The sequence below is a fragment of the Dyadobacter bucti genome, from assembly GCF_005869225.1.
Taxonomy (GTDB): Bacteria; Bacteroidota; Bacteroidia; order Cytophagales; family Spirosomataceae; genus Dyadobacter; species Dyadobacter bucti.
The window spans coordinates 52,443-72,423 of sequence record NZ_SWFP01000015.1 but is presented as its reverse complement, the minus strand read 5'-3'; the positions used below and the strand labels follow the sequence as shown (position 1 = coordinate 72,423).

At 44.8% G+C, this 19,981-nt stretch carries 17 protein-coding genes; 9 read left to right on the top strand and 8 right to left on the bottom strand.

The window, feature by feature from the left end; translation table 11 throughout:
- Positions 1 to 87: 87 nt before the first annotated feature.
- From FBF61_RS31640 to gyrA, 3 genes are all read right to left on the bottom strand, one after another.
- Complete coding sequence (locus FBF61_RS31640) at positions 88 to 1,017, bottom strand: DKNYY domain-containing protein (protein ID WP_166444664.1); 930 nt, start codon at positions 1,015 to 1,017, stop codon at positions 88 to 90.
- Between the two features lie 386 nt (positions 1,018 to 1,403).
- On the bottom strand, positions 1,404 to 2,864 hold the full coding sequence (locus FBF61_RS31635; RefSeq protein ID WP_138484999.1) for a tetratricopeptide repeat protein: 1,461 nt from the start codon (positions 2,862 to 2,864) through the stop codon (positions 1,404 to 1,406).
- A 72-nt stretch (positions 2,865 to 2,936) separates the two neighbouring features.
- Positions 2,937 to 5,561: a DNA gyrase subunit A gene (gene gyrA, locus FBF61_RS31630; RefSeq protein WP_138484998.1), complete on the bottom strand. Its 2,625-nt coding sequence runs from the start codon at positions 5,559 to 5,561 to the stop codon at positions 2,937 to 2,939.
- Between the two features lie 279 nt (positions 5,562 to 5,840).
- Between gyrA and FBF61_RS31625 the strand changes: the two genes are divergently transcribed.
- The 5 genes from FBF61_RS31625 (at position 5,841) to FBF61_RS31605 (ending at position 10,378) form a co-directional block, all read left to right on the top strand.
- Positions 5,841 to 7,145 (top strand): gluconate:H+ symporter, encoded by a 1,305-nt coding sequence (locus FBF61_RS31625; RefSeq protein ID WP_138484997.1) that lies wholly within the window; start codon positions 5,841 to 5,843, stop codon positions 7,143 to 7,145.
- A gap of 71 nt (positions 7,146 to 7,216) precedes the next feature.
- Positions 7,217 to 7,693, top strand: coding sequence for a RidA family protein (locus tag FBF61_RS31620; RefSeq protein ID WP_138484996.1), 477 nt, complete (start codon positions 7,217 to 7,219; stop codon positions 7,691 to 7,693).
- Entirely contained in the window at positions 7,690 to 8,802 is a 1,113-nt protein-coding gene (locus FBF61_RS31615; protein ID WP_138484995.1) for a D-TA family PLP-dependent enzyme, read from the top strand. Before FBF61_RS31620 ends, FBF61_RS31615 begins: the two co-directional genes overlap by 4 nt.
- Before the next feature lie 12 nt (positions 8,803 to 8,814).
- Complete coding sequence (locus FBF61_RS31610; protein WP_138484994.1) at positions 8,815 to 9,885, top strand: dipeptidase; 1,071 nt, start codon at positions 8,815 to 8,817, stop codon at positions 9,883 to 9,885.
- 241 nt (positions 9,886 to 10,126) lie between these two features.
- The gene (locus FBF61_RS31605) at positions 10,127 to 10,378 is read left to right on the top strand and encodes a hypothetical protein (RefSeq protein ID WP_138484993.1); all 252 of its coding nucleotides are present in this window, start codon (positions 10,127 to 10,129) and stop codon (positions 10,376 to 10,378) included.
- On the opposite strand, the gene FBF61_RS31600 is transcribed toward FBF61_RS31605, so the two are convergent.
- The 3 genes from FBF61_RS31600 to FBF61_RS31590 are packed head-to-tail and all read right to left on the bottom strand — an operon-like array spanning position 10,367 to position 13,871.
- Entirely contained in the window at positions 10,367 to 11,005 is a 639-nt protein-coding gene (locus FBF61_RS31600; protein ID WP_229215317.1) for a DinB family protein, read from the bottom strand. The two genes, FBF61_RS31605 and FBF61_RS31600, sit on opposite strands and share 12 nt — an antisense overlap.
- Before the next feature lie 19 nt (positions 11,006 to 11,024).
- Positions 11,025 to 11,609: a Crp/Fnr family transcriptional regulator gene (locus FBF61_RS31595; RefSeq protein WP_138484991.1), complete on the bottom strand. Its 585-nt coding sequence runs from the start codon at positions 11,607 to 11,609 to the stop codon at positions 11,025 to 11,027.
- 24 nt (positions 11,610 to 11,633) lie between these two features.
- On the bottom strand, positions 11,634 to 13,871 hold the full coding sequence (locus FBF61_RS31590; protein WP_138485038.1) for a bifunctional alpha,alpha-trehalose-phosphate synthase (UDP-forming)/trehalose-phosphatase: 2,238 nt from the start codon (positions 13,869 to 13,871) through the stop codon (positions 11,634 to 11,636).
- Positions 13,872 to 14,353: 482 nt separating this feature from the next.
- Between FBF61_RS31590 and FBF61_RS31585 the strand changes: the two genes are divergently transcribed.
- The 4 genes from FBF61_RS31585 (at position 14,354) to FBF61_RS31570 (ending at position 18,179) form a co-directional block, all read left to right on the top strand.
- Positions 14,354 to 15,466, top strand: a complete 1,113-nt coding sequence (locus FBF61_RS31585; protein WP_138484990.1) for a sensor histidine kinase — start codon at positions 14,354 to 14,356, stop codon at positions 15,464 to 15,466.
- Entirely contained in the window at positions 15,463 to 16,233 is a 771-nt protein-coding gene (locus tag FBF61_RS31580) for a LytR/AlgR family response regulator transcription factor (protein ID WP_138484989.1), read from the top strand. The genes FBF61_RS31585 and FBF61_RS31580 overlap by 4 nt, the downstream gene beginning before the upstream one ends.
- Positions 16,234 to 16,385: 152 nt before the next feature.
- A complete protein-coding gene (locus FBF61_RS31575) occupies positions 16,386 to 17,165 on the top strand; it encodes an AraC family ligand binding domain-containing protein (RefSeq protein WP_138484988.1) in 780 nt (259 codons plus the stop codon).
- Between the two features lie 672 nt (positions 17,166 to 17,837).
- The gene (locus FBF61_RS31570) at positions 17,838 to 18,179 is read left to right on the top strand and encodes a hypothetical protein (protein WP_138484987.1); all 342 of its coding nucleotides are present in this window, start codon (positions 17,838 to 17,840) and stop codon (positions 18,177 to 18,179) included.
- Here FBF61_RS31570 and FBF61_RS31565 read toward each other — a convergent pair.
- Together FBF61_RS31565 and FBF61_RS31560 are read right to left on the bottom strand one after the other, a co-directional pair.
- Positions 18,176 to 18,439, bottom strand: coding sequence for a hypothetical protein (locus FBF61_RS31565; protein WP_138484986.1), 264 nt, complete (start codon positions 18,437 to 18,439; stop codon positions 18,176 to 18,178). The two genes, FBF61_RS31570 and FBF61_RS31565, sit on opposite strands and share 4 nt — an antisense overlap.
- 331 nt (positions 18,440 to 18,770) lie before the next feature.
- On the bottom strand, positions 18,771 to 19,934 hold the full coding sequence (locus tag FBF61_RS31560; RefSeq protein ID WP_138484985.1) for an acetyltransferase domain-containing protein: 1,164 nt from the start codon (positions 19,932 to 19,934) through the stop codon (positions 18,771 to 18,773).
- Between the last annotated feature and the right edge of the window lie 47 nt (positions 19,935 to 19,981).

Genomic DNA, 19,981 nt, shown 5'->3' with positions numbered 1-19,981 from the left:
CATAGGTCGGCCTGAGCGCGATTGAAGGTGAGGTGCATACTACTTTTCCAATTTGCCCTCAGGCTGACAAAAGAAGTTAATTTTAAACTAAAAAACCACTTCTTTGTCGTTACAATATTTGCACCGTTTGTCATCCGGAAACTTTGCCGGATTTACATGGGGTATGATATTGTTCCAGTGGTAAGCGCGTTCACCATCGTGACTGCAGTGTACTTCTTCATTCAATATTTTAAAAGTATCGGGATTCGAATGAGGAAGTACTTTTCCGCGCCAATACACCCGGTTCTCATCCATCGTATAATATTGAGATAAAACCCGGAAAGTTTTCGGATCGATCTCTGTCAGTATTTTCAGACTGGCATCCTCGATTAAGTAAACGTGGTTTTTATCAACGGAATAACCATATCGGAGAATCCAGAAAGTGTGAAAATCCGCTGAATCCATGCGGATGTCGTTAGCGATAATACCCTTGGAATCGCTCCAATACGTAATGCCATCCATAGTTTCAAGAAAACTGAAATTTTTCGGATCATCTGAGATAATCCGGTCGCCCATAAAGACGGTTTTGCTATCCTTGTAAAATCCTTCCCTCAGTTCAACAAAGTTCCCGGGATCATTCGATAACACAGAGGTCCGGGAAAACACATGATTATTATCCTTTCCCAATTCTGAACCCAATACCTTAAACGTCTGCGCATCTGCATTCCGAAGCAATTCACCTGCATAATAAACATGTTTGTCATCCCGAGCGTAAAGCGACGTAACTTTCTGGCCGTGGGAAATTTCATCCAAAACTTCGAATGACTTTGCATTTGCTCCGGGTAGTTCCTTTGCCGATGCATTATTAAAACCCCCATAATAATATACCTTGCCTTGACGAACGTAATACCCGGCAGCGGCCAGAAAGCCAGGTTTGAAAGCTGACCTGGTGTCGGAGCAAGAGGCAAAAAAATTTGTCAAAAACGTCAGTATTCCCATCCTGAAAATAATTTTGATATACGTAATCCTTAAATTCATTCTCTGATACATTAGATCCGGAATAAGTATACAATAATTAATTCTGTTGGGTCAAGCCTAGCTATCGACCGTTTATTCTGCGGCGACTAAATTATTGTTCGGTTGTTTTTTCGGTGATTTTACTCGAAAATCAAAATCAGACATCTAATTGGACATGGTTAAAATAAACACGCACAAAGCTCATTTGCAGAAGAATAAGGCACATTTTCACAATTTAAATGCCGCTTAGGTTTTCACGAGCAGGAAATTCCCGGCCAATGCCTGGTTATGATCAATTCTCAAAGCATATAAATTTGTTTCATAATTTATATTATGTTAAATAGATATTCAACCATAAAAAAGACGCCCCATCTGGAGCGTCTTTTTTATGGTTGTTGTTGTACGTCCTATTCTTCAACGCAAGCAACTCCTTTTCCAGCGAACTGTTCAAGAACTCCGTTAACAGTTGTAAGGTTTTCCTTAGCTTCTGCTTCGTCTTTTGCCTGAATCGCTTTTTCAAAATATGGTTTTGCTTTTTTGAATTTACCACACACACGGCCTTCAATCTCTTTACCGCGCTGCTGGTATTCGGTCATGTTCATATTGTCAACTTCGCCTTTCAGCTGAACTGCTTCATTGAAATAATAAACACCCAGGTTGTAAAGCGCATCATAGTTGTTTGCATCTATCTGCAACACCTTCTGATAATTGGCAATCGCTTCTTTACCGGCGTTAGCCTGTTTAGCTTTCAACTCAGCCAATTCTTTTTCCAATGCTGCAACATCATTTCCTTTCGCAGCTTCAGCAGCGGTTTTGATTTCACCTTCAATGCTTGCAATTGTCGCAAGGGATTCTTTTTTCTTTTCGTTAACCTCAGCCAACTGACGTTTCAGATCCGCGTTTTTCGGTTGTTTCTTAATCAATGCACCAATACGCTTAACCTCTCCGTCATACACCTCGATCTTTCCTTTTTCACTTTCAAGGTTCTTGGTAAGATTCGCTGTTTTTCCAGCTCCTGAACCTAGTTTGCTCTGAATCTCCTTAATTTTCTGACCTGTCTTAGAACTGGTGTTATCGTAAAGGATTGCGAGGTTAACTATATTCTGTGCATTATTCGGATCTGATTTCGTGAGTGCTATCAACTCATCAATCGCCTGGTCTTCTTTGCCTGATGCAAGCAAAATATTGACAATTTCTGATTTCAAATCCTTGTTGCCCGGAGAACGTTCAAGACCCTTGTTCAAAGCTTCCACAGCTTTGTCAAAGTTGTTATCTGCACGGTACAACTGAGCCAACCCGTAGAATACACTAGGATCTTTTCCGCCGTTAGCTACGTATTTCTCGAACTGTTCTTTTGCAACATCCTTTTTATCAAGCTGTTGCGCGGCTATACCACCATATAGAGAAGCAAGAGTATCCTTTTTATTGATCTCCTGAGCAGCAGTGAACATCTCCAGAGCGCCGCCAAGGTTTTTGGCCTGATACTTTTCTGCACCCTGTTTTACGAAAGCATTGAAAAGCTGAGTTCCTTCCCCTCCTGCAAGCACATTGGACGCTTCCTTGGAAGATTTTCCTGGCTCGCCTTTTTTGGTCAGATCCAGTTCAACAACCTTTTTATATGCCTCGTAAGCAGTTTTTGCAGCGCTCGAATCTACTTCTGATCCTTGCAAAGCAATGTTTTCATAAAGTTTTGCCCTTTCCAACCAGAAAGAAGCCTTTGCGCTGCTTTTGGGGTCAGACACATCTTTATCGCTTTTTTCCTTATCCTTACGAAATTGATCTACCACGGCCTTGTTGACAGCATCATCCTGCGCAAACGCAGCCATGCTGAAAAGGCTAAGTGCAGAAACAAAAAACAGTTTTTTCATAAATATTAACTTTGGTTGTGATTGATTGTTCGTCTGTAAAATATAAATGGATTTGATATTTTTTCACAAAAATCATGCCTCTGGCTCGTCAAGACCGTCTGTCTCGTCCGCCTCGTCATCCAGAACATCATCTTCCTCCTCATCCAGATCATCAGATGCAAGGACTTCCATATCCACAGAACCTTCTATGATATCGACCGGCTTGGTCACTACGTTACCTTCTTCATCCAATTCTTCGGCTTTTTCATCCGGATCTTTCAATATCCGTGTCACCGATGTAATTTCATCAGAGTTATTGAGCTTGATCAACTTCACTCCCTGCGTGTTACGTCCTGCAAGCCTGATGTCTTCCACACTCATTCTGATGGCTATACCGTTTCTGGTAATAATCATCAGATCATCCTGCTCGGTTACTTCTCGGATTGCTACGAGCTTTCCTACTTTATCCGTGGCATTCATGGTTGAAACACCTTTACCACCACGGTTAGTGATCCGGTAACTGTCAATTGCTGAGCGTTTTCCAAAACCATTTTCAGAAACCACCAACAACTGCGCATCCTCCCGGTTTATACAAACCATACCGATCACTTTATTTTCCGGATCATTCAAGTTGATACCGCGTACTCCTGCAGCAGTCCTGCCCATCGGACGTACACCCTTCTCGTTGAAACGAACTGCACGGCCTGCACTTGAGGCAATCACAATATCATTATCACCATTGGTCAAAGCTACATTCAACAGCCTGTCGCCTTCATTGATCGATATCGCAATAATTCCGTTTGTACGTGGACGTGAATAAGCTTCCAGCAAAGTTTTCTTGATTGTGCCCTGCTGCGTACACATAATGAGGTAATTGTTGTTGATATAATCCTCATCTGACAAAGTACGCACATTGATCACCGAACGTATAGAATCACCGTTTTCAAGGCTGATCAGGTTTTGTATTGGCCTACCTTTCGAAGTTTTGCTTCCTTCCGGTACCTCATATACTTTCATCCAGAACAATTTACCATATTCGGTAAAAATAAGCAGGTAGTTCAGCATGGTCGCCGAAAACAAGTGCTCTGTAAAATCGGTATCCTTGGTTTTCACCCCGCGTGATCCTACCCCGCCCCTGGTCTGTGTGCGGTACTCAGACAACGGTGTACGTTTGATATACCCCTCATTGGAAATCGTGATAAGCATTTCATCGTCCGGGATCATGTCCTCGTCGCTGAATTCCTCCGCCGAAAATTCTATTTTGGTCCGGCGTTCATCGCCGTAACGGTCCTTGATCTCACCAAGCTCGGTTTTGATAATATCATACTTACGGAATTCATTCGCCAGAATATCTTTCAAGTCCGTGATCAATACCATGATTTCCTCGTACTCCTTCACAATCTTGTCTCTTTCAAGACCAGTCAGACGTTGTAAACGAAGTTCGAGAATTGCTTTTGCCTGAATTTCACTCAGCTCGAACTGCTCCATCAAGCCAGTCTTCGCAATCTCAGGATCGCGTGCACTTCTGATGAGGGCAATTACTGCATCCAGGTTATCCAGAGCAATCAGCAAGCCTTGCAAAATATGTGCACGTTTTTCAGCTTCACGCAGTTCGTACTCCGTTCTGCGGGTAATGACCACGATCCGGTGTTCTACATAATGCTTGATCAGATCTTTCAGGTTGAGCATTACCGGGCGACCTTTTACCAGCGCCACATTATTCACCCCGAAAGAAGACTGTAAAGGAGTATATTTGAAAAGGTGATTCAGAACAATATTAGGAATTGCATCCTTTTTCAGATCAAAAACGATCCGCATCCCGTCCCTGTCCGATTCATCACGGATATCTGAGATACCGTCCAGTTTTTTCTCATTGATAAGTCCGGCGATCCTTTCGATCATCGCGGCCTTGTTGGTCATGTAAGGAATTTCAGTTACGATGATCTGCTCCCTGCCGTTTTTGGCTACCTCAAACTGAGCTTTGGAGCGCATGATTATGCTTCCCCTACCCGTTTCAAAGGCCGAACGCACGCCATTGTAACCATATATAATACCTCCTGTCGGAAAATCCGGTGCCTTTACGTGCTCCATCAGCTCCGGGATCGTGATTTCCGGGTTATCGATGTAGGCCAGCACACCGTCCACTACTTCGGAAAGGTTATGCGGAGCCATGTTGGTAGCCATACCCACCGCAATTCCGGAAGAACCGTTTACCAGCAGGTTGGGGAATTTTGCGGGGAGAACAGTGGGCTCTGATAATGAGTCATCAAAGTTGGGCTGAAAATCAACTGTATCCTTGCCCAGATCATTCAATAATTCGTCTGCAAGCCGTTTCAGTCTTGCTTCGGTGTAACGCATAGCCGCAGGGTTATCACCATCCACGGAACCGAAGTTTCCCTGACCGTCCACTAACGGATAGCGCAGCGACCAGGGCTGAGCCATACGAACCATTGTATTGTAAACCGAAGAGTCACCATGCGGGTGATATTTCCCCAAAACCTCCCCTACTATACGAGCCGACTTTTTGTGGGAACGGTTGTAGTTCACACCCAAATCGGACATACCATACAACACACGCCTGTGCACCGGTTTCAAACCATCGCGAACGTCGGGCAAAGCGCGGGAAATAATAACTGACATCGAGTAATCGATGTATGCTCCACGCATTTCATCCTCAATGTTAATGGGGATAATGTTTTCACCAGAAGATTCTGCCATAAAGAATTAGAAAAGAATCGAAAATTTAAGTGAGAGACTGAAAATACAATCACCCAGTTTGATTAATACAATATTGTAAGTTGCAAAAACCAAATTTCGCTATTTTTAGGCATTCTAACAAACTATCTTTTGCTCTTCTTCTCCCCGCCTTTTCTATATAAGTGATCTTTGGGCTGTTATCGCGATTTAAAACTTGTGACAAACTTAATTCGCATCTTTCATTAAATTTTCCTTTCTTCCGGCTTATAACCTAAAAGCTCAATTCCCAAATTTATCCCTATGCCTTTATTCCTGACCTTTCTCGCGATACTCACCCTCATTGTACTGATTGCCTGGCTTAAAATTGACACATTCATATCATTTTTACTGGTATCCATAGGCCTTGGGTTCGCCAGCGGCCTGACGGTAGATGCAGTCAGCAAAGCCATACAGAAAGGCGTGGGAGGCACATTGGGAGATCTTGTACTGATCGTCGGGTTTGGGGCGATGCTCGGAAAAATGGTGGCTGACAGCGGCGCCGCCCAGCGGATCACGGATGCGTTAATTGGTCTTTTTGGCAAAAAATACCTCCAGTGGGGAATGGCCCTGGCTGGTTTTGTGATCGGTATCCCGTTGTTTTATAACGCAGGATTTGTGATCGTTATCCCCTTGATCTTTATGATCAGCGCCACGGCAAAGCTTCCGCTGTTATATGTGGGTGTTCCGATGTTGTCCGCATTATCGGTGGCGCACGGGTACCTTCCCCCCCACCCTTCGCCGGCTGCCATAGCAAGTCAGCTCAATGCGGACCTGGGCCAGACACTTCTTTACGGGATTATTGTCTCCATTCCTGCAATTGCCGTTGCCGGGCCCATTTTTGGAAGCCGCCTGAAACGTTTTCAGCCCAAGCCTGATGAAGATCTTTTCAACGTAAAACCACGCCCTGCTTCCGAACTTCCCGGACTTGGTATCAGCATTATAACCGCACTTTTACCCGTTTTTCTGCTTACGTCTATGTCGGCTGTGAAGCGCGTTTATCCCGATAATAAATTCATCGGGATTATGGCCGAACCATACTTCGGGATGCTGGTTTCTGTACTTTTTGCTGCATATACCCTAGGCATACTTCGCGGAATGGATATGAAAAAAATCAGCAAATCCATGGAAGAAGCCTTCAAAGGTGTTTCTGTAATCCTGCTGATCATCGCCGGAGCGGGCGTTTTCAAGGAAATCATGACTGCCAGCGGCGTGAGCACTTTCATTGCCGAAAGCCTCAAAGGAATCGACATATCACCTTTGCTGCTGAGTTGGGGAATTGCGGCGATCATCCGGGTATGTGTTGGGTCGGCAACAGTCGCCGGGCTTACGACGGTGGGTATACTGTCACCTCTGCTGATAAATTCCACCGTTCCCCCGGAGCTCCTTGTACTTTCCATTGGATCAGGCAGCCTAATGTTCTCTCACCTGAACGACGGGGGCTTCTGGCTTTTCAAAGAATACTTCAACCTGAGCATCAAAGACACGCTGCTTACCTGGTCGGTAATGGAAACAATTGTGTCCGTAATGGGATTACTGGGCGTATTAGTACTAAATTTGTTCCTTTAACCAATCAATATAACCCATACATCGCCTCGTTTCCCGCCCGGGATGCAGGGCAATTATTTATTTATTAAACAATGGAAAAAACACCAGAATCAAACTTCGCAGAACTTGGATTAAACCTGCCCCCTGCGCCGAAACCTGTTGGCGTATACAAGCCTCTTCTAATCGTGGACAAACGCTGGGTATATGTTTCGGGCCACGGTACTGTGCAGGATGACGGCTCCCTGATCAAAGGGAGGATTGGCAAAGATCTTGATGCCAATCAGGGTAAATTGGCTGCGCGCCAGGTAGGACTCGCTATACTATCAACTTTGAAGGCCAATCTGGGTAGTCTGAACCGGGTGAAAAGGGTTGTGAAAGTACTTGGTATGGTAAACTGCACCACAGACTTCGAAAAACATCCTTTTATTATCAACGGGTGCAGCGAGCTTTTTGCAAAAGTGTGGGGTGAAGAAAACGGCATAGGCGTTCGCAGCGCGGTAGGTATGGGCACATTGCCTGACAACATTCCGGTGGAAATCGAAGCCATGTTTGAACTTGAAGAAAAATGACCTGGTTCCAACTGAAAGATCCCGAGAAAGTTATTTCCCCTTCCCTGCTTTTTTACAAAGACCGTATCGAGAATAATATCCGCGGCATGGTCAATATAGCAGGAACTGCGGACAGGCTTATCCCGCATGTTAAAACCCATAAGACTGGCGAAATCGTTAAAATGCAGCTGGATCAGGGCATCAGCAAATTCAAATGCGCCACCATTGCGGAGGCTGAAATGGTGGCCGATGCGGGAGCAAAATGGATACTGATCGCTTATCAGCTCGTCGGCCCGAATATCGACCGGCTTTTTCGTCTACGGGAAAAATTCCCTGACGTTTCGTTTTCATCATTGATCGACAACGAAACTACGGCAACGGAGCTGGACAGTCTTTCGGCGGCAAAAGGTGTTACGTCAAGTATTTTTATTGATGTAAATAATGGTATGAACCGCTCGGGCCATGCTACCGATGTGTCGCTGCTTTCGTTGTACCGATTTATTTCCGCTCTGCCCAATATTTCATTTGCCGGTATCCACGTATACGACGGGCATATCCGTAATCCTGAATTTTCCGAAAGGAAACTGGTTGCTGACGAAGCCTACGACCAACTATTACCTCTGCTGGACCTGATCAAAAATGATCTTGGGCATGAACCGATGATCATTGCCGGCGGATCTCCTTCTTTCACTGTGCACGTTTTGCGGCCGGAGGTTTTTTTGAGTCCCGGAACAAATGTACTCTGGGACTGGGGCTACGGCGACAGGTTCGACGGACAGCCTTTTCAGCATGCAGCAGTGATATTAACGCGCGTTATTTCAAAGCCTGTCGAAGGAATTGTGACCATCGATCTGGGCCACAAGGCTATTTCCGCTGAAAACCCGGTCGAAAACCGGCTGCGTATCCTTAATCTCTCCGGCTACACAGTTCAAAGCCAGAGCGAAGAGCATGGTGTACTGGAAGTCAGCAACGACATTTGGGACACTATTAATATCGGAGACGTTTTCTATGCCATACCGTACCACGTTTGTCCCACTGTAGCATTACATGATTTCGCAACGGTTATTGAGAACAACGAACCTGTCGCGGAATGGAAAATAGTTGCCCGTAACCGAAGAATAACGATTTAAACCTATCAAAATATGTTTCTTTTTGATGCGCACCTCGATCTTTCCATGAACGCTGTGGAGTGGAACCGGGACTTGACGCAGGATCTTTATGCCATACGCGAACGCGAAAAACACCTTACCGACAAACCCGACCGCGGCAAAGGGGTCGTAAGTTTTCCGGAAATGCGAAAAGGGAATATCGGAATGTGCGTAGCCACACAGATTGCCCGGTTTATAAAACCCGACAGTAAAATTCCAGGCTGGCACTCGCAAGCTCAGGCATGGGCCCAGACCCAGGCGCAGATTGCCTGGTACAAAGCCATGGAGGAAGCGGGAGAAATGGTGCAGATCACCGATTTGAAAGGCCTGGACCGCCATCTCGCTCTCTGGAAAAATGCCAAATCGACGGAAAATCTGCCGATTGGCTACATTCTCAGCCTCGAAGGCGCAGATTCTTTTATCAGCCTCAAAAATCTTGAAATTGCCTACGGATATGGCCTGCGCGCCATAGGACCTGCACATTACGGGCCAGGCGTATATGCCTATGGAACTGACGCAGACCAGCCCCTGTCACAAAAAGGGAAAGACCTGCTGCGGGAAATGGACAGGCTCAATATGATCCTGGATGCCACGCATTTGTGCGACACTGCTTTCTGGGAAGCAATGAACATTTACAAAGGACCCGTTTGGGCCAGCCATAATCTGGTGCGCGAGATCGTGCCGCATAACCGCCAGTTTTCCGACGAAATGATCAAAGAACTTCTGAGCAGGAAAGCCGTTATTGGAATGGCCTTTGATGCATGGATGATGATCCCGGGCTGGGTAAGAGGAAAGACGACTCCACAGGAAACCGGCCTGAAAATAGAACATGTTGCCGCGCATATTGACCATATTTGCCAGCTGGCCGGAAACGCTCTCCACGTCGGGATCGGTTCTGACCTCGACGGCGCTTATGGCAAGGAGCAGTCCCCCGGTGATCTGGACTCTATTGCTGATCTTCAGTCTATCACTACCATTCTTTCTTCAAGAGGATATTCGGAAAAAGATATTGAACAGATCATGTGGCGTAACTGGGTCGATTTCCTGAATAGAAGCTGGGCGTAGATTACCCCTGTGTTAAATCATCGGCTTCCCGGAATATTTAATATTCGGATAAACAAAATCATAAAAGAGCTTTGCAACTTACGTCATCGTTGCAAGGCTTTTTTTATTTCAGCGTTTTACGAGATTTAACAATCCTTATTTGGAATTATTATAAATTACTTGCACTTTTGATAAATAAACGCAATCAGTAAAAAGCGTTACATACCATAACATCAAGCACTATCCTTTATTATCGTTGAAAATGGCTAATACATATAAGATATCATTCCGTACCAAACTTAAAAACAACAAATCACTGCAACGTCTTCATGACTGCCTCAAACAACTGAATGTAAAGCATTGGGCGTACGATTTTCAGGACTTGCTGCTGACCATGACCTCAGAATTATCGGATTTTACCAGGATACAGGCTGCATTAAGATCAGCGGGCTACGTCTGCCATTTTATAAAAATGGAAAACCTGAGCGATTCCACAGGCTTATCACTGACGTGACTGACCAATGCCTCGGCTTTGCGGTACGAGGTTTCGTTGAGCCTGCCGTATGTGCCGCTCATTGTGCGCAATAATGAATTGAAAAACGTCCCCAAGCCGCAGGCAAATGAATTTCCCGATCGATATCGGGATTTTTATTTTATCCAGGTTCTTTGCTTCCGCTTTTCGCAGGCACATCAGCATCATTTCCTGTTGCCTTAAAAATTCAGCTACCACTTTCGGCGCATTGAGATCGGCATCGGGAATATGTCCTTTGAAAGCTTTGTACTTTCGTCTACCAGTCTCCGGTTCCATCATGCTGATGAAGTAGGATCCCAGCCAGGTACCTTTAAATTGAGGGTTATCGCCGTACTTCGATCCGGTTTCAAGTTTCTTCACGATCAGAGGCAGGTAATAATCCCCGTAACTATTCAGGTGGTCCAGACATTGCGCGATACTCCAACCGCCGGAAACAGACGATTTGTTCAGAATTTCATCGTCCATATTCTGAAAATGTCGGATCACTTCCGAAATATGACCTTCTACCCTATTTTCCAGATGCTGTAAAAGTTGTTTTTTATCGACAGGCTTCATTTTACTGATCTTTTGATTCTCCTGCAAAATTGAGAACCGCCGTCCTTTCAACATTTGGTAAAAACCAAGATTTTCAAATCCTTACCTTATTTACAAGCTTGCTGAAATTTGTCGGATCTATTCCCAGATAGTTTGCCAGATATTTATGCGGCACGAGTTGCATAATATGAGGACTGCGGGACAGCAATTTTCTGAATTTTTCCTCCGATGAAAAGCATTGTATTTCCACCAGCCGTTCCATCACGCCCGACATCGATTCCGTAAGGCCCGTCCTGATCAGTCTCTCAATGCTCGGTTTGCGATCCATTAATTCCTTCAGTTCCGAAAATGAAGCCCTGAGAAAAGATGAAGGAGTCAGTGTTTCGTAATAGTATCGGGAAGGTTTTTCGAGCAAAAAAGAGTCTATTACCCCGCCAAATGAAGGTGCGTATGTGAAGACCAGGGTAGCTTCCCTGCCCTGGTCATCCAGGTAAAAAACCCGCTGAACCCCCTCTGTTACGAAATAAAGATATTTTTCTGTGTCATTCTCAGAAGTTAGCGTTTCCTTTCGCCGGGCCTTAAAAGGTTTCCAAATCAAAGAAAATTCCGTCCAATCCGCATCGGGAATCGGACGGATGGATGATATTATTGATCGCAGTAATTGCAGGGATTCCGACATTTGCCAACTAAAATACGCAAATTCCTACTCCCCGACCGACGACACCATAAAATTCAGAAAATGGAAAACCTCTTCCTGGCTTCTGATGTGGTTCCTGGCAGCGGAGAGGTCGTCCCCGATTTTAATGGTGTAAGAAGTGTCCGGCAAAGCTTCAAACATATCCTCGTCCGTAGTGTCGTCACCTATGGCAAGAACAAAATCGTAGTCACCGTTTTCCACAAAAGCTCTCGCCGCAGTACCTTTATTAAAAGCCGTTTTCTTTACCTCTACAACCTTATTACCGTCTATCACCTGCAAATTGAGCTCAGGTTGTATGTAATTTTTCAATTGCCAGAGCAGCTCCTGGGCACGCCGGGTGGCATACTCTTTATCGTCGGCTGTGCGATAATGCCAGGCCAAGGCAGTCTCCTTTTCCTCGACAAATGCCCCAGGGCACCTTTTGGCATATAATTCCATGATCGGTCGTATACTTTCCTTCCAGTTTTCCTCATAACTTTCATTCAGTTCCCACTTGCCCGTACCCTTCGATTTGATAAGTGCGCCGTGTTCCGCAATGATATGAACGGGAAAATCAACAAACAGATTATCAAGAAAATACCGGTCACGCCCGCTGATGATGATGACCGTGTCCCGCTTTGCGATTTCGAGGATCAGCTTTTTAACATCCTCGGAAATAATAGCCTTGGCCGGGTCCGGCACAATCGGTGCAAGCGTACCATCGTAATCAAAAAACAGGATTCTGTTTGAAGATGCCTCATAGGCCCTTCTAATCCCATCAATTCCTTTATTAGTCAGAAAAACCTGACGCAAACGTTCGTGTTCTTGTTCCAGCATTGTCATTTGTGTAAAAAAGTCATTGGTCCAGGCAAATACATCGTACTCGCTGATCCTTTCGCGCATAGCGTCCATTCGTTTGGTTTGCTCCTCTTCCGGCATATCAAAAGCCTGTTTGATGGCATCAGCAATATCCTGTCTGTCCAGCGGGTTAATGATGAGGGCTTCCCCCAATTCCGCGGCAGCTCCGGCCATTTCGCTCAATATCAGCACGCCCTTCCTGTCTTTGCGGCTGGCTACATATTCCTTGCAAACGAGGTTCATCCCGTCCCGCACCGGCGTGATTAGCGCTACGTCGCTGGCTGTATACATCCCTACCAGCTCGTGATAAGGCATAGAACGGTACTGATATATGATGGGTTGCCAATAAATGTTCCCGAAGTCTGCATTGATCTTGCCCACCGTCTGGTCAATATCCGATTTCATCTGCTGGTACTGTTCAATAGTGTCCCTCGACGGAACCACCACCATTACAAATGATACCTTTTCGTGCCACTCAGGATATGTTTCCAAAAATCGCTGGTAACCATATAAGCGGTGTCTGATGCCTTTTGAATAGTCGAGCCGGTCAACCGAAAAAATTATTTTTTCTTTCAGGGATTGGCGGGCTTCGTTTCGCGCGCTTTCCACTTTCGGATCATCGTATGCATTGTCGAATTTATCAAAATCGATACTGATCGGGAAAGAATCGACTTTTACGATCCGGTTGCTCATATTGATGTAGTGCAGCTTATTGCCGTGCCCCGATACCAGCCGCGCTGCTTTGAGAAAATACTCAACATAGTCATTGGTATGAAAACCGACTACATCCGCCCCGAGGATACCGTCGATAACGGCTTTTCGCCAGGGAACCGGTAGCATACGGAACAATTCGAAAGATGGGAAAGGAATGTGGAAAAAGAAGCCGACTTTATTCACCGGATATTTTTCCCGGATCATGTTGGGTAAGAGCATGAGTTGGTAATCCTGCACCCAAACCACATCACCCGGTCTGATAATTTCATCAAGTTTATCGAAAAAAAGCTGGTTTGCCGTTTTGTAGGCATCAAAATAGGCGTCGTCAAAAAGGGCCAGAGAGGGAAAATAATGACACAACGGCCAGATAAGATTGTTACAGAAACCCTCATAGTAATTTTCATTGACGTCCTCCGGAATAAAAACCGGGTGCGCCTCAAACTGCTCGTTTGCGAGAGACTGCCCTTCGAGTTCCTCCCGGCTGTTTTCCGAAAACCCGATCCACTGGATTTTTTTTGTTGAGCTAAATGCCGATCCGACCTTATCTCCTACCAAAGACAAAACGGCTGAAACCAGGCCGCCCGAGTTCTGAAAGAGCTGAACCTGATCATCTTCGCGAATAATTTTGAATGGTAGTCGATAGGCAACAATGATTAATCTTCCGGTACTTTCTTCTTGTTTCAAATTTTCCATAAGCTTCATGGAACCCGGATAACAAACCTCCGGATCCTGCATGTATTTAAACTGCGTACTCCTTAATATACCCCAAAACAGAGTAATGTACGGCTACATAATACGTCACTTTTATCCACAGTCACAAAATTTATGCCAAAATTTATTCAATCTGTTCGAAAAATACCTTTTGAAAAACGCATGAAACATTTGAAGAAATTCAGATTTGTCCTAGCTTAGTACCCGCAACCTCTTTCATCATATTACAGGAACGGATCAATCCGACCGGGCAAACAACACTGTAACCCGGCAAGCAATTCAATTTGCTGTTTTCCATAAACTAATGTGATGATTGAACACAAATACGGGCTATGCCCAAGATTAGTCAAGGACTACAATCAGGTAACCGCAGATTAATACTGTGCCACTCTTTGTTGTGGGTTGCGGGCGGCCAGAGATGGCCGCCATTTTTATGCCTGCGCTACAGACCGACCTAACTAAAGATGAAAGTAAATCCACAGTTCACCCTGACCCATTTTCAAAAATGGAAACTAGGTTTCAGCCTTGCGATCATATATATCCCGATCCGGGTGTATATCAATGTTGCCGTGATCGACCAGAAGGTTTTTTTTCACAAATTACCCCTCTGGATAGTCTCCCTGATCGTAAGCGTAGTCTTTTTCACCTTTTGGATCACCTTTATTGAGTGGCTTCAACAGTATCTCCATAAGCTTTTTGGTGATGTGTTCCTGTTCGAATTCAAATTTCCAAGCCAGCTCACCACCCTGGTGATTGCAATTGAACTGGCAGTACTTTTCAATTCAGGGTTCAGGACGCTCTGGCGCTTTATGGAAGTCAGCCTCGACCCGTTGTATGCCGTTAACAATCCTCCGCCCAGCACCCCGCAGATACTGTATATGGAAAATCAACGCAAAAGACTGAACAACGGATTGACTGTAATGGCGCTGATGGCTGCATTTTACCTGGCTGCCAACCGACGGGTCTACCAGCGCCTGCAAGAAGTACATTCCAACTCCGAGCGTTTGGAAAAAGAAAATGTAAAAGCACAGTTCAATGCACTGAAAAACCAGGTGAGCCCGCATTTTATGTTCAACAATTTCAGTGTATTGTCTTCCCTCATCGAAAGCGACCCTGAACTTTCCATTCAGTTTGTTAACCAGCTTTCCAAAGCCTACCGCTACATTCTCGAACAGGCCAGCTTCGACCATATCAAATTAAGGACCGAGCTTGAATTTGTTGAAACGTACACCTTTTTACTTAAAACACGCTTTGAGGAAAAGCTCAAAGTGGAAATAGAAGTTTCGGAATATGAGCGGGACCATTATTCCATTGTGCCCCTCACTTTACAGCTTTTGATCGAAAATGCGGTAAAACATAATCAAATGTCGAGCGAGAATCCCCTTATCGTCACAATTCGTACAAAAGATTTACAATTAATCGTTAGTAATCCGTTACAGTTACGCCCAGTCTCCGAGCCATCCACCGGCCTCGGGCTTCAGAACATTATCAACCGATATAGCCTGCTGAAATCCGGACCGGTAAAAATAGGCGAGCAGGAAGGGAGGTTTGTTGTCAAAATCCCTCTCATTACATGAATGTTTTAATCATTGAAGACGAAGTACTTACCGCAAAACGGCTGCAAAACCTCCTTGTTAGATACGATCCCGCTATTCGGGTCCTTGCACAAATACCATCAGTAAAACAAAGCATAACCTGGCTGGAAGACAGCCAGCACATCAAGCCCGACCTCATTTTCCTCGACATTCATCTGGAAGACGACCTTGGCTTCCGCATTATCGATCATCTTAATTTAACCATTCCTATCGTTTTCACGACGGCATACAACGAGTACACCTTAAAGGCTTTCAAAACCAACGGCATCGATTACCTATTGAAACCAATAGACTTTGCCGAGCTCAGCTCTGCAATTGATAAATTCAAACAATTGCATTTTACACCCGGCAAATTGCCCGATCTGTCCTCCATCACTTCTTTGCTCTACCAGCACAGCCGACAAGATGGATTCAAAGATAGGTTTATGGTGTCTGCCGGGAGCAAACTATTCAGCCTCGCTACCCGAGATATTGCCTATTTTACATTTGAGCAAAAAGCTACTTTCCTGAGAACCTTCGATGGAAAACGTTTTTCTGTGGATTACAGCCTCGACAAACTTTGCCAGCTTCTGGATCCCAAAGAATATTTCCGGATCAACAGGTCCATGATCGTTTCCATGACCTCTATCTTGTCCATCAATGCCCTCTCCGCCGGGAAAATCAAACTTGCCCTCAACCCCGACTTTGTCCAGGACGCCCTGGTAAGTACCGACAGGATTACCGATTTCAAACAGTGGCTTGGAAAGTGACCGGGTTCTTTCAACCCCAAAAAAAGCACCTTCGTTGAGCGATATCCGACATTGGAAGTTTTTTATTTTATGTTAAAAACATTCCGATGCATTTTTGATATGGTTCTGCCTAAAAGGCAGCCGACCATTCTAAAAAACATTTGTTGTCAGCGATGTTAGGATTATCAGTACAGAACGAGTTTGACATTATAGTGTGTGACACTGAGGAATGGCACGCTCACGCTGCGCGCTTTGATTTCTTTAAAATCATATATATTCTCGAAGGTAAAGGGGTGGTGGTACTTGATGATGAAAAATGCGATTATCAAAAAGACAGCTGGCTCCTGCTTCCGCCAGGGGCATCCAACCAGTTTGAAGCGTCCCGAAAAACAAGCATTTTTGCCGTAATCCTGGATTCTGAAAGGGCAACCGGCACCAAGCGGCTATCTGCCAACAACTCCGGCTTTTCCAAGTTGCTGCGCCAGATCGAAACGTTCTTTCTGAATATCAATTTTAAACAGGGAAAAGTAGCTGACAACCCAACCGACCGCCGCTCTTCCCGCCAGCTGATCGAGCAGATCATCCATGAAATGCACAACCGGCCGGATTACTTTCGGGCTATTATCAAAAACAGTGTGTTTCTGCTCATTCATATCCTTGCCCGGAATCTCAAGGAAACTTCCCTCCCCAAAGACATCGGCTCCCAATACAAAACCGATCAGATCATCCGCTATATCAAAGCGCATATCCATGACGACAAAAAGCTGAAACCAGATCATCTGGCGGCAAAATTTTTGTTGACCAAGGAAAACATCAATGAAGGTTTTCTGGTCGTGACCGGTGGTTCTATGAAAGAATTTGTGCTGCGCTACAAACGGGACCTTTTCCGGAGCCGGCTGCTTAGCATTGATGTTGACACCCTGCAGACAACAAAAATAGCAACGAGTTTTTAGTGCGCGCGTAGTGTAAAACAAGGGCTCCCCTATTTTCTCTTTCCTTCCCAAATCTGTTGCCTCACGTGAAGTGCAGGCCAGTTTCTGCATGTCCGGTAGTCTCCCGAAACCGTCGAATTTATTTTTCGGGTAACAATAATGCTGATAATGAAGTAATTTTACAATATATTACAAACTCATACTATGAATTATGAGATTATTATTTGTAAAATTGCAGTAGAACGTCGTGTATTATAGAATTAGATTTACTATTCCATCATTATTCAGCGCTTTACACTTCTATCTGACTTAAAATTATGACAACATCTATGCTACGTTTAGAGAGAGAAGAAGGAGTTCTCCTCGTCCTGATCGTCCTCCTCGCGCTTTGGGGACTATCTTATTTCCGCCTGGGAAATAAAACCATACTGGACCGGCTTTTATGAGCCTGGCCTTTCCATAAAGCGTTCAACCATCAGATTACCGCAGAAGCTCTTTCTATTCTAATGCTGGCCTATTTCGGAAGCAGGAATAAAAAGAGCTTCTGACCTTTATTAATGACCTGCCTTTAAAGAGCTTGCCATTTGAAAATGCAATTACCCGCCCATGTAACAAGTTCACGCCAATATGTAGTTTTGAAGAGAAACGTTTATTTTGCAGTAATGCTTTGAAAAATTCAACCTGGCCAATGCTATGCGCATCTCGATATCGAAAAAGTCCCCATCGGCAACAGATTTGCCTGAAATCCTGAAACAGGAGTTTTCCAGCCAGTATGGATATAAGCTGTTCGGATTGGGTAAAATCCCGACGATTATGGTAAGCAAATCCAACTTTGTGGGTGCTCAAATCACAGTCAGAGAAAACGAGATCGACATTCAATCCACAGCCCCATCGCTGGTGATGGCCTACATGCTAACCGTTATCGAATTTTTGGGACTTATAGCCTTTTTCCCGCTATGGATCGATAATCTGCGGAAGCAAGGCCGCTTGCTCGAAAAAGAGCTGGCCACGTTTTTCAACCAGAAATACAGCTAAGCTATCTTATCCCAAAAATGCTGCTGCAAATTGGCTATCAGCGTCGCCGTCCTCAATTGATTGACAAGATGATTGCGCATTTCAACTGTAATACGAATCCTGGACTCATCGAATAAAACTGCCTCAGCAAGCTCATTCAGGGATTCGATCACCTCAGACCCGGGGTCCCGGCTAAAAAATTCTTCAAGGACACGAAGAAGCTGCTTTACTTCCGAACTCAGAATTTCAACATTTGCTTTTGAATCATCACTTGTGTTCAAAGCTTTGCACTGTTTGATTGTTATGATTAAACTCCCCCGGAGAATCTACGCCTAAGAAACTAAGAGGCTCCGGGTTTTCCTTTATGTAAAATTTGTGTTCAATTACACAAATTTTTTATTTCGATTTCTTTTGACTCACTTCTCCAAAAATCAATTTGTGGTCGGAACGCAAGCCCGAAGGGCTGATATTATTATAACAAAACAAGGCCTATCGATGGAATCAAAACCCTGAAAGGGTGACATACCGGCAGGATGCCACCTTTCAGGGTTTACAGATTTTGGATACTATCATTATGCTATAATAATTACATCCCTTCGGGATTACTTTTACTTACAGATAACTCAGCCACCACTTTTCCCGGTGGCTTTGTTTGTATGCATCAAACTGTCGGCAAAACGGGTAAAGGACCAGGATAATCCCGACCCATACAGCATATACGACGCCTAAACTAAACCCGTAATCTTTCAGATCGATATCAAATTGCGTCTGGACCATGAGCTGCCAGCCATAACCCGTCAGTTCAGCCGCGACAGCAGCCAGAGTACGGATCAGGTACAGGTGCATGATATAGTAGAAAAAAGGCACGCGACCAAAAACGCAGAAGAAATCCACCAATTTTCCTTTCCATGTCTCGGAATTGGCCAAAAACAGAAACGCGCCGGAAAGTGTTACAAGGAGGTATAAAAGTGAAGGCGGATATTTGGTGACATTCAAAAACGACATTACAGTTTGCCCAACAGTCGCGTAGTGCTTCCAGGGCGAAGGATCGCCGTACACATTGATCCAACGTACCACCACAAACAATGCAACCGCCAAAAATCCGATCGTATTGAAAAGCCGTTTTCTGGCCGATGCTTCTACGGTAAGCCTGTAAAAATTCCCAAAGTAATAGCCCAGCGACATCACACCAATCCATGGTATGATCGGGTAAATGATATTTAAAGTATGCGTATCGGACAATTCCACGTGAGAGAGCTCGTGTAGCACGCTCCACAATGCACTGCCCTCGAAATGAACCTTATCCAACAGATTATGCCCGAAAATCAGCAGACAGGATAACAATAGAATTACTCCCTTGGGCAAATGGATAACAGCTGCCAGAAAAATCATACTGATCCCCAGGCACCAGATAACGGCCAGATCAATGTTCCTGAAACGGATGTCAAAATACCAGGCGAACGCAATTACGGTTAACTCAAGAAAAACCAGCCACAACCCGCGTTTCAGCAAAAAAATCGAAAGGTCAGTTTTTGTTTTTCTTTTACCCGACAAAAAAACAGACATTCCTGCCAGGAAACTGAACGTCGGCGCACAGAAATGGGTGATCCAGCGGGTCGTGTAAACCGGAAATGTTGCATTCTCGGGATCAGTAATAGAAAGGACGCTGCTCGATTGGTAAAAGTAGTCCCTGGTATGATCAAGTACCATCAGCACCATCACCAGTCCTTTTAAAAGATCGATCGATCTTATCCGGTTTTTATCTAACGGGGTCATGTTGAGTATTTTCCTGTTACCTACATCTGAAAGGCCGACACTACACG

What these genes read in the sequence shown, in the direction of transcription:
- FBF61_RS31640 (WP_166444664.1), bottom strand. Translation starts at nt 1,017, where the DNA reads ATGAATTTAAGGATTACGTATATCAAAATTATTTTCAGGATGGGAATA.
- FBF61_RS31635 (WP_138484999.1), bottom strand. Translation starts at nt 2,864, where the DNA reads ATGAAAAAACTGTTTTTTGTTTCTGCACTTAGCCTTTTCAGCATGGCT.
- gyrA (WP_138484998.1), bottom strand. Translation starts at nt 5,561, where the DNA reads ATGGCAGAATCTTCTGGTGAAAACATTATCCCCATTAACATTGAGGAT.
- FBF61_RS31625 (WP_138484997.1), top strand. Translation starts at nt 5,841, where the DNA reads ATGCCTTTATTCCTGACCTTTCTCGCGATACTCACCCTCATTGTACTG.
- FBF61_RS31620 (WP_138484996.1), top strand. Translation starts at nt 7,217, where the DNA reads ATGGAAAAAACACCAGAATCAAACTTCGCAGAACTTGGATTAAACCTG.
- FBF61_RS31615 (WP_138484995.1), top strand. Translation starts at nt 7,690, where the DNA reads ATGACCTGGTTCCAACTGAAAGATCCCGAGAAAGTTATTTCCCCTTCC.
- FBF61_RS31610 (WP_138484994.1), top strand. Translation starts at nt 8,815, where the DNA reads ATGTTTCTTTTTGATGCGCACCTCGATCTTTCCATGAACGCTGTGGAG.
- FBF61_RS31605 (WP_138484993.1), top strand. Translation starts at nt 10,127, where the DNA reads ATGGCTAATACATATAAGATATCATTCCGTACCAAACTTAAAAACAAC.
- FBF61_RS31600 (WP_229215317.1), bottom strand. Translation starts at nt 11,005, where the DNA reads ATGTTGAAAGGACGGCGGTTCTCAATTTTGCAGGAGAATCAAAAGATC.
- FBF61_RS31595 (WP_138484991.1), bottom strand. Translation starts at nt 11,609, where the DNA reads ATGTCGGAATCCCTGCAATTACTGCGATCAATAATATCATCCATCCGT.
- FBF61_RS31590 (WP_138485038.1), bottom strand. Translation starts at nt 13,871, where the DNA reads ATGGAAAATTTGAAACAAGAAGAAAGTACCGGAAGATTAATCATTGTT.
- FBF61_RS31585 (WP_138484990.1), top strand. Translation starts at nt 14,354, where the DNA reads ATGAAAGTAAATCCACAGTTCACCCTGACCCATTTTCAAAAATGGAAA.
- FBF61_RS31580 (WP_138484989.1), top strand. Translation starts at nt 15,463, where the DNA reads ATGAATGTTTTAATCATTGAAGACGAAGTACTTACCGCAAAACGGCTG.
- FBF61_RS31575 (WP_138484988.1), top strand. Translation starts at nt 16,386, where the DNA reads ATGTTAGGATTATCAGTACAGAACGAGTTTGACATTATAGTGTGTGAC.
- FBF61_RS31570 (WP_138484987.1), top strand. Translation starts at nt 17,838, where the DNA reads ATGCGCATCTCGATATCGAAAAAGTCCCCATCGGCAACAGATTTGCCT.
- FBF61_RS31560 (WP_138484985.1), bottom strand. Translation starts at nt 19,934, where the DNA reads ATGACCCCGTTAGATAAAAACCGGATAAGATCGATCGATCTTTTAAAA.